Annotated in this window: 8 protein-coding genes; 1 reads left to right on the top strand and 7 read right to left on the bottom strand. The window is 68.7% G+C overall.

Annotated elements, in window-relative coordinates:
* The first annotated feature begins 27 nt into the window (after positions 1-27).
* Complete coding sequence (locus QUG98_RS15450) at positions 28-993, top strand: hypothetical protein (RefSeq protein WP_289471392.1); 966 nt, start codon at positions 28-30, stop codon at positions 991-993.
* On the opposite strand, the gene QUG98_RS15445 is transcribed toward QUG98_RS15450, so the two are convergent.
* From QUG98_RS15445 to QUG98_RS15415, 7 genes are all read right to left on the bottom strand, one after another.
* Positions 956-1,603: a DUF3592 domain-containing protein gene (locus QUG98_RS15445; protein WP_289471391.1), complete on the bottom strand. Its 648-nt coding sequence runs from the start codon at positions 1,601-1,603 to the stop codon at positions 956-958. The two genes, QUG98_RS15450 and QUG98_RS15445, sit on opposite strands and share 38 nt — an antisense overlap.
* A 253-nt stretch (positions 1,604-1,856) precedes the next feature.
* Entirely contained in the window at positions 1,857-2,519 is a 663-nt protein-coding gene (locus tag QUG98_RS15440; protein WP_289471390.1) for a hypothetical protein, read from the bottom strand.
* Between the two features lie 336 nt (positions 2,520-2,855).
* Positions 2,856-3,326 (bottom strand): hypothetical protein, encoded by a 471-nt coding sequence (locus QUG98_RS15435; protein ID WP_289471389.1) that lies wholly within the window; start codon positions 3,324-3,326, stop codon positions 2,856-2,858.
* 853 nt (positions 3,327-4,179) lie between these two features.
* Complete coding sequence (locus QUG98_RS15430; protein WP_289471388.1) at positions 4,180-4,683, bottom strand: hypothetical protein; 504 nt, start codon at positions 4,681-4,683, stop codon at positions 4,180-4,182.
* A 585-nt stretch (positions 4,684-5,268) separates the two neighbouring features.
* Complete coding sequence (locus tag QUG98_RS15425; RefSeq protein WP_289471387.1) at positions 5,269-5,697, bottom strand: hypothetical protein; 429 nt, start codon at positions 5,695-5,697, stop codon at positions 5,269-5,271.
* Positions 5,698-5,727: 30 nt separating this feature from the next.
* Positions 5,728-11,064, bottom strand: a complete 5,337-nt coding sequence (locus QUG98_RS15420) for a DUF6531 domain-containing protein (RefSeq protein WP_289471386.1) — start codon at positions 11,062-11,064, stop codon at positions 5,728-5,730.
* Between the two features lie 150 nt (positions 11,065-11,214).
* Positions 11,215-11,496: a hypothetical protein gene (locus QUG98_RS15415; RefSeq protein WP_058729289.1), complete on the bottom strand. Its 282-nt coding sequence runs from the start codon at positions 11,494-11,496 to the stop codon at positions 11,215-11,217.
* Positions 11,497-11,741 lie beyond the last annotated feature (245 nt).

Raw genomic sequence — 11,741 nt, 5'->3', positions numbered from 1 at the left:
GGGGCCGCAGCACGAGGGGGACGACACATGTGGATCACGATCACGTCCGTGGGCATCGCCATGGTCGCGGCATTCGTCATCACGACATCCGTGACGGCGGCGACCAAGCGCAGCGACCGCCGCCGACGCGAGCGTGGGGAGCCGCTGCCGAACGAGGGCGGTGCGCTCGTCACGGTGCGCCTGCGGACGTTCCAGTGGGTCCTCATCCGGGTGGTCGCCATCGTCTTCGTCGTGGTCGGAGCCCTGCTGTCGCTGGGCGCCGCCACGACGATCTCGACCGGCGTCGATCCCAGCCTGCTCATCGTGGCGATCGTCATCCTGCTGGCCGGCATCGGAGGCATCGTGCTGTCCCGCTCGTTGCGCCGGACACGGGTGCTCGCGATGGAGGACCACCTGCTGGTCCGTCAGGGCCTCCAGCGGGAGCGCCGCGTGGACCTGCGCGCGATCGCGGCGGTGCTGCCGATCGCGAACCAGTACGGCGGCCTGCAGGCGCGCGATGCGACCGGGAAGCGACTCTTCCACGTGATGGGCCTGGCCCGCGGGTACGCGGAGCTCGAGGCGTACCTGCAGGAAAGCGTCGTCCGTCCCCGCATGACCGCCCCCGCAGGGCTCGGACCGAACGGCGTCTCGGTCCCGCCCTGGCGCGGTGTCGCGTGCAGCGCCGACTGGACCACCGTCCCGCTCGGCCCCGGCGGTCGGGTGCGTCCGGTCATCCGCCTGTTCGTCGGCGGTGACGTCGTCGCGCTGCAGCCCGCCGAGGTCCGCGCCCTCATCGACGGCCGGACGGGGGTCGTGGAGTCCGATTCGCAGCCCCTCGCGTTCCTGGCGAGTCCGGCACTCGTCGACCCGTCATCCCTCGGAGGTCGGCAGTTGGCCGGCCTGCCGCCGGAGAGCCTCGCGCTCCTGTACGACGCGCAGGAGGTACGGGCGGTCGTTCTGCGCGACGGCGACGCCCTCACGTTCCGCGCGTGGGTGAGCGGTCTCCCGTGCTGACCGTCGGAGGCTGATCCCGCACGACCCGGCCTGGAGGCGCGGTGCCGGTCCGACGGACCGCCCACCCGGCCACGCGTCGAGCGCGCCGTCGCCCTGAGAGCACTTGTCGTCGGGCCCTCGCCCACCGCCGAGTGCGCCTGGTCCGGATCCTCCGTGTGACGCTCTCGACCGTCTGCACCGTGAGCAGCGGCGCCCCGACGGCCAGGAGCGGCAGTGCGGTGAACGCGGCGCCGCGGCCGCGGGCGACCCGTCCGATGAACATCTCGCGGAGTTCCGCAGACCGGACGCCCGCCGTCGTCGCGTCGTCCGGGTCCACCATGATCGTCAGGCGCTGCCCGACGCGGTAGTAGTCCGGTTCGTTCGTCACCGTGTACACGTCGAGCGCCGTCTCGTAGTCGACCCCCTCGAACGTCTGCCGCGTGACGGGCGTGTACTCGGTCCGGCCGCGCCCCTTGTAACCGGTGAAGTGCACGCGCTCGACGTGCACGATCTCACCGGAGACGACCGCCCCGGTTCGGCGAAGCGCATCGTCGTAGCGCAGTGCATCCGCGCCCTCGCCGTGCAGGAGCTCACCCAGCGCGGCCACGCAGAACGCACCGAAGCAGAGCATGAACGGTCCGGCCTCACGCAGCCGCTCCCCGCCCGACGTGCGCAGCCCGCGGCCCGTTGTCTCCTTGCGCCGCCTCTCACGAGCGCTTCGCCGTAGGCGAGCCCGAGGGCGGTGACGACGGCGAACGCCCCATCCGTGACGTGGAAGTGCCCGACCACGACCAACGCACTGCTGGCAAGGGCCACCGCTGCGAGCAGCGTGTGGAAGGCCCGCCGTGCAGGAGTCACCGCTCCTCAGTCCGCCCGCTCGAGTGTCAGCAGTCGGCGCTGGTGACCGAGAAGTCGAGCGTGCGGTCGGTGCCCTCGAAGACGTAGGAGTACCGCATCACGATCGCCTTCGACAGCAGGTCACGCGAATCCTTCTTCTGGCAGACGTTCGACACAACCGACGACTTGAGGTCCGCCGCGGTCAGGCTCGCTGGATCGACCGAGGAGTCGATCGTGTATGCGTACTCGAGCTGCGCGCCGTCAGCCGTCACACCGTCCCAGCGGGTCACCTCGTCGAGCTCGAGCGGGAACGTGTAGTTCTCGTTGACCTGCTTCGCTGCCTCGGTCGCGAGGGCCGACGGCGACGGCTCCGCGGTGGCGTTGAAGAACGCGCGGACGCCGAGCGACGCACCGACCGCCGCGAGGACGGACACGACCGGGATGAGGATCCGGAGCGCGACGCTCTTGCCCTTCTTCTCCGGGGTCGGCGGCTGCCAGGGCGGCATACTCCCGGTCGCACCGGCGTAGGGCTGCTGCTGGTACCCGGGCGCCTGCTGGCCCGGCTGCTGGAAGCCGGGCATCTGCTGCTCGTTCGGCTGCCCGAAGCCCGGCGCCTGCTGGTTCGGCTGCTGGAATCCGGGCGTTTGCTGGTCCGGCTGGCCGTTGTTCGGCTGCCAGTCGCCGGGCTGTCCGTTGTTCGGCGTCGTCATGATGGTCCTTCGCGGTCAGCACTCGCGCGCCGGACGTCCCCGAAGTTCCGTGCCCCTGCCGCTCCGCAGCCGGTCGTTCACGCCCCCTCGAGCGCCGGCGCCCCCTGTGCGCGGTACTCGATCTCAGGCACCGGCAAGGCCAGCGCCTGCATCCAACGTATCAGGCCGGCAGCCATCCGCCCCTACCACCGGCGCCGACTCTTGAGTCCTGGTGAACGCCTCCGAACAGGCGTGCGCCTGAGACCTCTCCGAGGGCGGAACCAGCCGAGCCTCCCATCCCAGTCGCCACGAGCTCGGCCCCAGGCACGCAAAGCCCGCGGCGCCACCCCGAAGATCTCAGGGCAGCCAGGGCCGGACCGTCAACACGTCCTCCCCGCGCCATGTCCCGGCTGAACCGGTGACAGTCCGCCCGCCGTGGAACCCCCGAGCGATGGATGACGCCTCGTCCGCACCCACGAGCAGACCACGAGCAATCGGTGCGGACACGTTCCCCATCGCGATCTCGACCGAATCCTGGTCGTCGACTTCCGCACCGAGCGGGACTTCCCAGAGGGATTCATCCTTGGCGTCCTCGGTCCGGAGCACGATGATCCCGGTTGCAGCATCCCCACAGAGGTCCAGCTCCCGCGCTCGATCACGCAGAATGACAAGCGTTCGATCGCGGCCGTCGAGGGCTCGTATCTTGGCCTCGACCTGCGCGAGCGTCGGGTTGGGTTCCTCGAACCGCTTCCCACGGACCCACCACTGCAGGATCGGCCGCTCCTCCGACCCGCGTGCGGGCAGCCCGCGGTCCCGGATCCGACGCACCAGTGCTCCCAGTGCCCAACCCGCGAGGATGCCCTAAGGGTCCGCGACCTCACCCGGCTCCTTCTCTGCCCAAGCGTTGTTGACTCCGATCGCCAGGCCGCCGGCTCCTCCCGCCGCACCTGCTGCGGCACCAACCAGCATCTGCGGACCGACCTTTCCCCAGTCGACCGGTCCGCCATCGGCGGATGATTGAGAACTCGCCAGCCGGGAGGGCACCGGGTCCCGTGGCCGCTCCGACAGCGACCGCCAGGTTGACGCCGAGAACGAACATGAGGGCACGTCGGCGGCTCTCACCGAGCCGGCCCCAATTGCCTCCTGCTGTTCACCGAGCCCTCTACGGAATCGACCCGCAAACGTCTCACCAAATTCGTTCAAGAACCAGCCGAAGTGCTTTATTGACTCACCCGCTGGACCTCGACGGCTTGGTGCAAAGACCGAAGCAATCCCCGAAGCCGGTAGGACGCAGCTCCGAGGCTCAGAGCATAACTACGACCACTTTGAAACTCAGCTGCAATATCCGTTGCGTTGTCGGCCGACACTCCTCTACGTATGTAGACAGTTCCGCAATCGGAAGAATCGAGACGCACTTGATTGAACGATGCACCGATGCCACGCACAGATCGCGATGACCCGTCACCGGCGGAGGCCTCAGTGACACGGCACTTCACCACGAGCGGATGAGCGGCGTCATATGCCTTCAGCGTCACCGGCGCTACGAAGATCGTGGTGAATATCAGCACCATCCCGAGCAGCCATGAGAAGAAGATGATCCTCTTCGACCGCATCGAGCGCTCTTTCCGCATCAATTCCGACTCCTTGCATTGGTCACTTCCGCGCTCCTGCTGAACCCGCGTCAGTGTTTGGGCTTCGTCGCACCGATCGACCCGCCTGCCACGGCGCGGGCCTCATTCCTCAATTGCTCACTTTCGATGCTCTTGTAGTCGAATGCAGTGGGGAATCGGTTGATCAGTTTGAGAGCGCTGCGGAACCAATAGGAAGATGCACCTACACTGAACTCAAACGTTCCCCCTTGGTTCAGCTCCGCCGCAACAGCTTGCTGTTTGCCGGTCGGAATTCCCTGCAGGACCAGCGTGCCACAATTCTTCGTGTCAACGCGGATGTATGAGAACGGCTCCCCCAGGCCCGTCCTGCTCGAGGTGCTGCCTGAGTATTCTTCCGCGCTCTCCACCTGGCATTGCAAAGCGCGCCTGTGGCCCCCGTCGTACGAACTCATTGCTTTAGGCCAAACAAGCAGGACAGTCAAGGAGACGATCACACTGAATACCCATACGGCGAGAATCACCCATGCCCGCCGATTCGTACCCTGTGCGCCCGGCGCCTTCTGCTCAAGGCTCATGTCAGCAACTCCTCACCGCGCGGAGTGCTGCGGGACGTAAGTCGGACTCGGCCTCCCTGACAGGATGCCGTTCACAGCCGTGGTCGCGAACGCGCCTTGCACGTCTCCGCCCGGCCGGATGGCCTCGTTGGCTACCGCGGTGAAACCCCCCATCAGATGATTCGTCGTGCTGCCGATGATCTCATTCGCCGCCGTGGCGAACGGATTTTCCGAAGCGTGGTAACGAGAGCTCGGTCTGCCGAAGCCTGCAGGCACCTTCACCACCGAGCTGATGCCGCGAGAGGCAGCACTGTCACAGCACAGAAGATCTCTCACTCATCGACGATGCTCCCATGCTTGTAGGACTCCGAAATTTGCACCTGCCGTGTAGCAACTGCGTATACATGACCATCGAAGGGCCCGAGTTGCGAGGCTTGTACTCATCTTCGCGGCGATCACCTCACCAGTAGCCGCACCGGCGCCACCGGTCCGCGTCCCGACCGCGGCCTGCACTCCCACTTCGCACCAGTCGACGGACCCCCTTTGTCGCCTTCTGGGGTGCCACAGAGATTCCACCGCTGCCAAGCCCGGCGATGTCAGACGTGATCAACGGACTTGAACTGGTCGCTCCACTGTCACATCCCGACCGATCAGTCGCAGCACGGAGCGGATAGCGTAAGACCCTTGCCCGGCCTCAAATCGGTAATCGCCACCGCTTTTCAACTGCCCAGCGAGTTTCGATGCGTTCTCCGCCGTCACCCCCTGACGCAGCAAGAGTTTCCCACAGTCACTCGTTGTGATCTCGATCTCATCGAAGGACGTGCCCAAACCCGTCCGCGTCACGCTCCCTCCCCTGAGCGGCTCTGCCGCCTCTACGGAGCAGATGATCTGCACACGATGGGCGGCGTCGATCCGGCTCAGCACGAACGGGCCGACCAGCGCAACCAACGCGATGACGACGATGAGCCCGAGGGCACGGTAGAAGCGCCATCCCACCCGCTTTGCCGGTCCCGGCTCAGCCTTCGGTTCTTGCATCAGTCCTCCACCTCGCCGCCACAGTTGCCCTCAGCCCCGTGGTCCACGTGCCCCCGATATGAAGCCGTTTGCGGCGTCCGTCCACAGGTCAGATCCGCGATCGCCGTTCGGTCGAAGCATCTCATTGGCCAATGCTTGGCCAGCCCCAACGACACGATCCGTCGCGAACGCCGTGACCTCATTGGCTAAAGCGACCCCGGGCGTGTTCGCGGCGTGACCGCCGTGTACGTGAATGTCCAGATTCGAAGGCAAGCGCAAGTCTGCGCTGAGCTTGCTTGCGAGGCCACTGCCCCCGGCCCCCGTGACAAGACCACTTCCGAAGGCTTGGGCGTAGCCACCGATACTCCTGTCCTCTCCGTTGAAGGCGTGATCTACCGTGTTCGAGACGGCTCCCTGAGTTCCTGCGGTGACCGCGCGCTGTCCGCTGGATCCAACAGCGGCTCGTACGATGCTCTGTGCTCTCGGATTTGCTATCTGCTGAATCCTCGGAAGCGCTGACTGCGCAACGCTAGAACCGTACCTCCCCACCAGCAGGCCGCCGGTTCCTCCCGCCGCACCTGCTGCGGCGCCAACCAGCATTTGCGTCCCGACCTTCCCCCAATCAACCTTTCCGCTGTCGGGTCCTTGCTGGATGATCGAGAAGCCGCCAGCCATGAGGGCGCCAGACCCCATGGCCGCTCCGATAGCAACAGCCACGTTGACACCCGGAACGAACATGAGGGCAATGCCGCCAGCAATCATGGCGCCTGCCGCGATTGCCTCCTTGTGCTCGCCGACCCACTGCCCCGCCTTCGACAAGAAGCTCTGGTTCGCATCGCGATACGCCGCCAGGTCCTTGTCCGTCGCCGGTCGGAGCCCCAGGGGGTCGATCGCGTGCATCGGGTCGTTCCCGGCGTACGAGTACGGGTTCGCCGACCACGCCGCGCCGAGCACGGGCGCCAACGGGTCCGTCGACAGGAAACCCCTGGCCGCTGGGTCGTACACGCGCGCCCCGAGCCACTCCAGCCCCGCGATCGACAGCCCGCCGTCAGCGGTGAGCGAGACGCCGGTGGGTAGCGCCGCTCCCTGGCTTGATGCGAGCACCGCCCACGGGTCCGAAGGGTCCGTGGAACGAGCGCTCCGCCAGCCTGCGATCAACCAGGCATCACCCACGGCGACCGCGCCGCCCGGCAGGTCGAGCACGCTCTCCCCGCCGATCGACACCATCGAGGGCAGCGGCGCGGCGGAGTCCCACCACACCTCGGCGCCACCGACCTCGGCGAGCTCCCCGAGCACGTCGGTCCACACCTCGGCTCGACCGGTCTCGCCGTACGAGCGGTCCCGCGAGACGACGGCGGTCAAGGACCCGAGGTCGGACCATGCGTACTCCTCGGTCGACCCGTCGGCTCGGGTACGCCGGACCCGTCGACCGAGTCCGTCGTACAGGTACTCCGTCCGCTCGTCGTCCCGGACGGAGGCTGTGAGCTGCCCGGCAGCGTCGTACTCGAACGTCGTCTCGGCACCCTCGACGACCTCGCGCAGCAGACGCCCGCCGTCGCCGTACTCCCACGCGGAGTCGCCGGCACGGACGAGCTGCCCGGCCTCGTCGTACGCGTACTCGACACGACCGTCCGGACCATCGATCGCGGTGATCCGGCCCTCGTCGTCGCGCTCGATGCGCGTGACGGTCGCCCCCTCGGGCGTCGTCGACGTGTGCGCGACCAGCGCACCCCGCTCGTACGACCACGACTGGACGACGTCGCCGGTCGACGCCTGAACGATCCGCCCTGCTGCGTCGTAGGCGAAGGTCGCTGGGGCGAGCCCCTGCCGCTCGACAGCGACAGCACGACCCGCTGCGTCCCGGCGCCACTCGGTCCGCATGCCCGTCGAGTCGATCCGCGCGGTCCGGTTGCCGTCGGCGTCGTACTCCCACCGCACGGAGCGTCCGCCACGGCTCCGTCGGACGAGGAGCCCACGGCGGTCGTACTCGAGTTCGTGGTCGACCGTCCGCCCTGCGCCACGCGTGTGATCGGTGACGACGATGGCGCGGTTGACGGCGTCGCGTCGGGTCTCGCTCACCAGCTGTCCGTCGACCAGGACCTCGGTCGCGCGGCCGGCGGCGTCGAAGGTCCAGCTGGTGGCCCGGCCGTCGGGGTCGGTCCGCTCAACCTGGCGACCGGCTGCGTCGTACCGAGCCGTCGTCTCGCGACCGAGCGGGTCGACGACCGCGACCACGCGGTCAGCTCCGTCGTACCGGCGCCGCGTGACACCGCCGGCGGGGTCCGTGACCTCGGTGAGTCGGCCCCGCTCGTCGTAGGCGAAGCGGGTGGCGCCGCCAAGCCCGTCGACGGCCTCGACCAGCTGCCCTGCAGCGTCGTAGCGGAACCGTCGCTGACCGAAGCGTGCGTCGTGGACGGAGACGAGCCTCCCGGCCCGGTCGTAGCGGTACCGGCTCGTCCCGGCTCCCGCGATCGTCTGGGCGACCACGCGGCCGACCGCGTCGTAGGTCGTCTCCTCGACTTCGTCGGTGGGCAGCGTCCGGGCGACGACGCGGGAGTCCGCGTCGTACGTCAGCGTCGTCCGCGCTCCCGTGGCGTCGGCGGCCGCGGACGGCCGCCCGCACGCGTCGTACTCGTAGGTCGAGCGGGCCCCGGACGGGCTGACGATCGCGGTCACCCGCCCACCCAGGTCGCGCTCGATGCGCGTCAGGCCGCCTTCGCCGTCGACGAGCTCGACGGGCCGTCCGGCTGCGTCGTACGTCACCAGCTCGGATCCGGTCTCGTCGCTCGTCTGCTCGACGGGTCGCCCGAACTCGTCGAACCGGAACGTGGTGGCGGAGAACGCATCGCGCAGGGTCGCGACGCCGGTCGCGACGTCCCGCGCGACCTCCTGCCGCACGCCGGTCGGGTCGACGGTGGCGGCGAGGCCGCCGTTGGCGTCGTACTCGTGCCGCCAGGTCGCGCCCGTCGGGTCGGTGACGGCCTGGAGGCGCGACAACCCGTCGTGCGCGAACGTCCAGACCGCGTCACCCGGCAGGGCGAGCGCGGCGACGTTCCCCTGGTCGTCGAACGTCCGCGTGACCCGCCGACCCAGCGGGTCGACGGTGGTCGCCAGCTCGCCGCTCGCCGCGTACTCGAACGTGGTGCGGGCGCCGAGCGGATCGGTGACCGCTGCGACCCGACCCCCGGCCGTGTGCTCGTACCGCCACACGGCACCGTCGGCGTCGCGGCGCTCGATGAGGAGCCCCGCGACGTCCCAGCGGTACTCGGTCCGCGCGCCGGACGGGCTGACCGCAGCGACCGGACGACCGGCGGCGTCACGCTCGATCCGGGCCGTGTCCCCGACCGCGTTCGTGGTCGCCACCAGCTCGCCGAACTCGTCGTGCTCGAGGTCGAGGACGACCCCGGTCGGGTCGACCACGTGGGTGAGGACCCCACCTGTCCACGTGAGCTCCGTGCGACCGCCGACCGGATCGACGATGACGGACGGGTCACGGTCGTCGTCGCGGTACTCGTAGGACACGACCGCGCCGGCCTCGGTGACGACGGTGGTCACCCGGTCCTGGTCGTCGTACCCGTAGGTGATGTCGCCGCCGGAGGGGGTCACCGTGCGGGTCCTCCGACCGCGCTCGTCGTACGCGTGGACCGTGACGGAGCCGTCGCGCTCGGTCGCCGACACCAGGTTGCCGTGCCGGTCGTAGCTCATCGACTGTCGCCGGTCGTCGGAGTCGATGACCCCGACGAGCCGACCCTTGGCATCGGCGATGTAGGAGTTGGCGCGCGAGCCGTCGTGGTCGGACACGACCGTGACGCGGCCGGGCAGGTACGCGAAGCGCACCGCTCGGCCGTGCGGACTGACCTGTTCGACCACGCGACGCTGGTCGTCGTAGGTGTTGTCGACCTCGACGACCCCGGCAGCCGATGTCACGGTGACGACGAGGTCGTCGTCGTCCCACCCGTAGCGGCGGGTACCGACGGGGTCGGTCACGCTGACGAGTCGCCCGCGGTCGTCGTACCCGTACTCGACCCGCCGGCCGTCGGACGCCCGGAGGACCGCAACGCGTCCGTCGATGTGATCGATCTCGACCCACCGGCCGCGTTCGTGCTCGAGCCGGACGACCAGGTCCTCGGTGTCGCGGATGACTCGGACCGCCGTCCCGACTCCGCCGCGCTGCCCGGTCCAGAGACCGGACGGGGTGAAGTCGATCCGGACCCCGGCGTTGTCACGCACGACGAGCAGATCGCCCTCGGCGGCGAGCCAGCGGTTCTCGCCGACACCGCGGTCCCAGCCCTGACCCGAGCGCGGGAAGCGGATCTGACGGCCGTCGGCGCCGACGAACGTCGCCCCCTCGTCGTCGAGGAGCAGACGCGTCTCGAGGATCGACGACCACCCCGGGCCGAAGAGCCCGACGTGCTCGTCGAGGGAGTTGTACATGCGGGTGACCTCGAGCGAGGCCGAGGCACCGGTGAACCCGAGGTCGAGCTCCGGTTCGAGGAAGTTGCCGGTCGTGGTGTTGACCGGGTCCATCGAGAAGCCCGTCGTGGGCTGGGCGCCGTACGCCGACGGCGGCTCGAACTGCAGGTCCTGGCGGGTCTCGGAGACACCGGCGGCTGCGAGGGCCGCGGCGAGCGCGGAGTCCGCGACCGTCGAGACGTTGCCCTCGCCGCCGGCCGCGGTGAAGGCATCCGCGATGGTGGTGGCCCACTTCGCGTCCTGGGCGTTCGCGTCGAGCCACTGCTCGAAGGCGGTGACGACGCTGTCAGCGTCGATGTGGCCCCACGAGCACTTGGCGGCGAAGTCGGTGAGCTTCCCCCGCAACGCCGCTGGTCGTCCTTCGAGGGCGCTGTCCAGCGACACCGAACCGGTCGCGAAGGAGCGGAGGTCGCTCGGACGCGCCGACGACGTCCCACCGCCTCCGCCCCCACCGGAACCCGGGTTCGGCGTCTCACGGGGCTTGGGTCGTACGTCGGGTTGCTCGAACTTCGGTGCCGGTTCGTTCTTGATGTCCGGCATCGGGTCGTAGTGGACCGTGTCGTTCACGAAGTCCTGGAAGCCGTTCCGGCCGTCCTCGCGCTCCTGCCACTCGCGCGCGCGCCTGCGGTTGTCCCGCTCCTTCGCCGCGGCTTCCTTCATCTGGCCGACCCAACCGGCGACCTTCTCCAGCGCCCCCGCGATGCGGTCGGCGTCGGAGTCGGCAACGGCGGCGTTCGACGAGAACAACTGGGCGAAGCGGCCGCGGAACTCCTGCGACCCCGTGGAGACGTACGAACGACGGGAACCGCGCTGGCCGTTGATCGCCCCCGCCGCGGACTTCATCGCGCTCTGCAGCGCATCGGCCGTCGCGTCGTCGAACTCGATCGGATCCATGTTGGCGTGGATCTGGGCCATGGTCGTTCCCCCCGGAGCTGGTGCTGGACGTACTGGTGGTGCTGATCGTGCTGGTCGCGCGAGTTGCACGCATCGTGCTGTGGTGCGGTCGGCCCCCCGACCGCGAACGCCCGGCCCACCGTGACGGTGGACCGGGCGTGGGATGGGTGCTTATGCGCCGCCACCCGCGGTGAAGATGTCCTGCGAGATCTTGTCGAGCTGCGTGCGGAGCTGCTCGAGCTCGGTCTTCGCCTTGTCGAGCGCAGCCTTGGTCTCGGGCCAGGTCGACCCACGGAAGGTCGAGGCGAGCGGGCCGTCCCACACGTTCGAGTCGGACAGGATGCGCCCCTGGGCGTCGAGCTGCGAGATCTGGTCCGTGAACCCGCCGTTCACGATGGACTGGATCTGGCGGATGGCGGTCTTCGCCTGCTCGGTGGAAAGGACACGCGACATGGTCAACCTCATTCTCTTCGTACCTGCACCCCCGCGCAGTGGAATCCCCCCGGAGGCCTGAACGCCGCCCACCATACCCGCGGAGCCCGACCATGTCACCGTCTGTATATCGTGACGATTCCTCCCCAGTCCGAGGGGCACGTTCGCGCCCGTCGGTGACACTCCTGCACATGTCGGTCGTTCACGCGTGGTTTCCCCAGCGGTCACCCGTGCTCCTCCGAGCAGAGGGGGCTGGTGGCAGGATG

This window comes from Curtobacterium subtropicum, assembly GCF_030362975.1.
Lineage (GTDB): Bacteria > Actinomycetota > Actinomycetes > Actinomycetales > Microbacteriaceae > Curtobacterium > Curtobacterium subtropicum.
This window is presented reverse-complemented; position numbering and strand designations above follow the sequence as displayed.

What these genes read in the sequence shown, in the direction of transcription:
- QUG98_RS15450 (WP_289471392.1), top strand. Translation starts at nt 28, where the DNA reads ATGTGGATCACGATCACGTCCGTGGGCATCGCCATGGTCGCGGCATTC.
- QUG98_RS15425 (WP_289471387.1), bottom strand. Translation starts at nt 5,697, where the DNA reads ATGCAAGAACCGAAGGCTGAGCCGGGACCGGCAAAGCGGGTGGGATGG.
- QUG98_RS15440 (WP_289471390.1), bottom strand. Translation starts at nt 2,519, where the DNA reads ATGACGACGCCGAACAACGGACAGCCCGGCGACTGGCAGCCGAACAAC.
- QUG98_RS15415 (WP_058729289.1), bottom strand. Translation starts at nt 11,496, where the DNA reads ATGTCGCGTGTCCTTTCCACCGAGCAGGCGAAGACCGCCATCCGCCAG.
- QUG98_RS15420 (WP_289471386.1), bottom strand. Translation starts at nt 11,064, where the DNA reads ATGGCCCAGATCCACGCCAACATGGATCCGATCGAGTTCGACGACGCG.
- QUG98_RS15445 (WP_289471391.1), bottom strand. Translation starts at nt 1,603, where the DNA reads ATGCTCTGCTTCGGTGCGTTCTGCGTGGCCGCGCTGGGTGAGCTCCTG.
- QUG98_RS15430 (WP_289471388.1), bottom strand. Translation starts at nt 4,683, where the DNA reads ATGAGCCTTGAGCAGAAGGCGCCGGGCGCACAGGGTACGAATCGGCGG.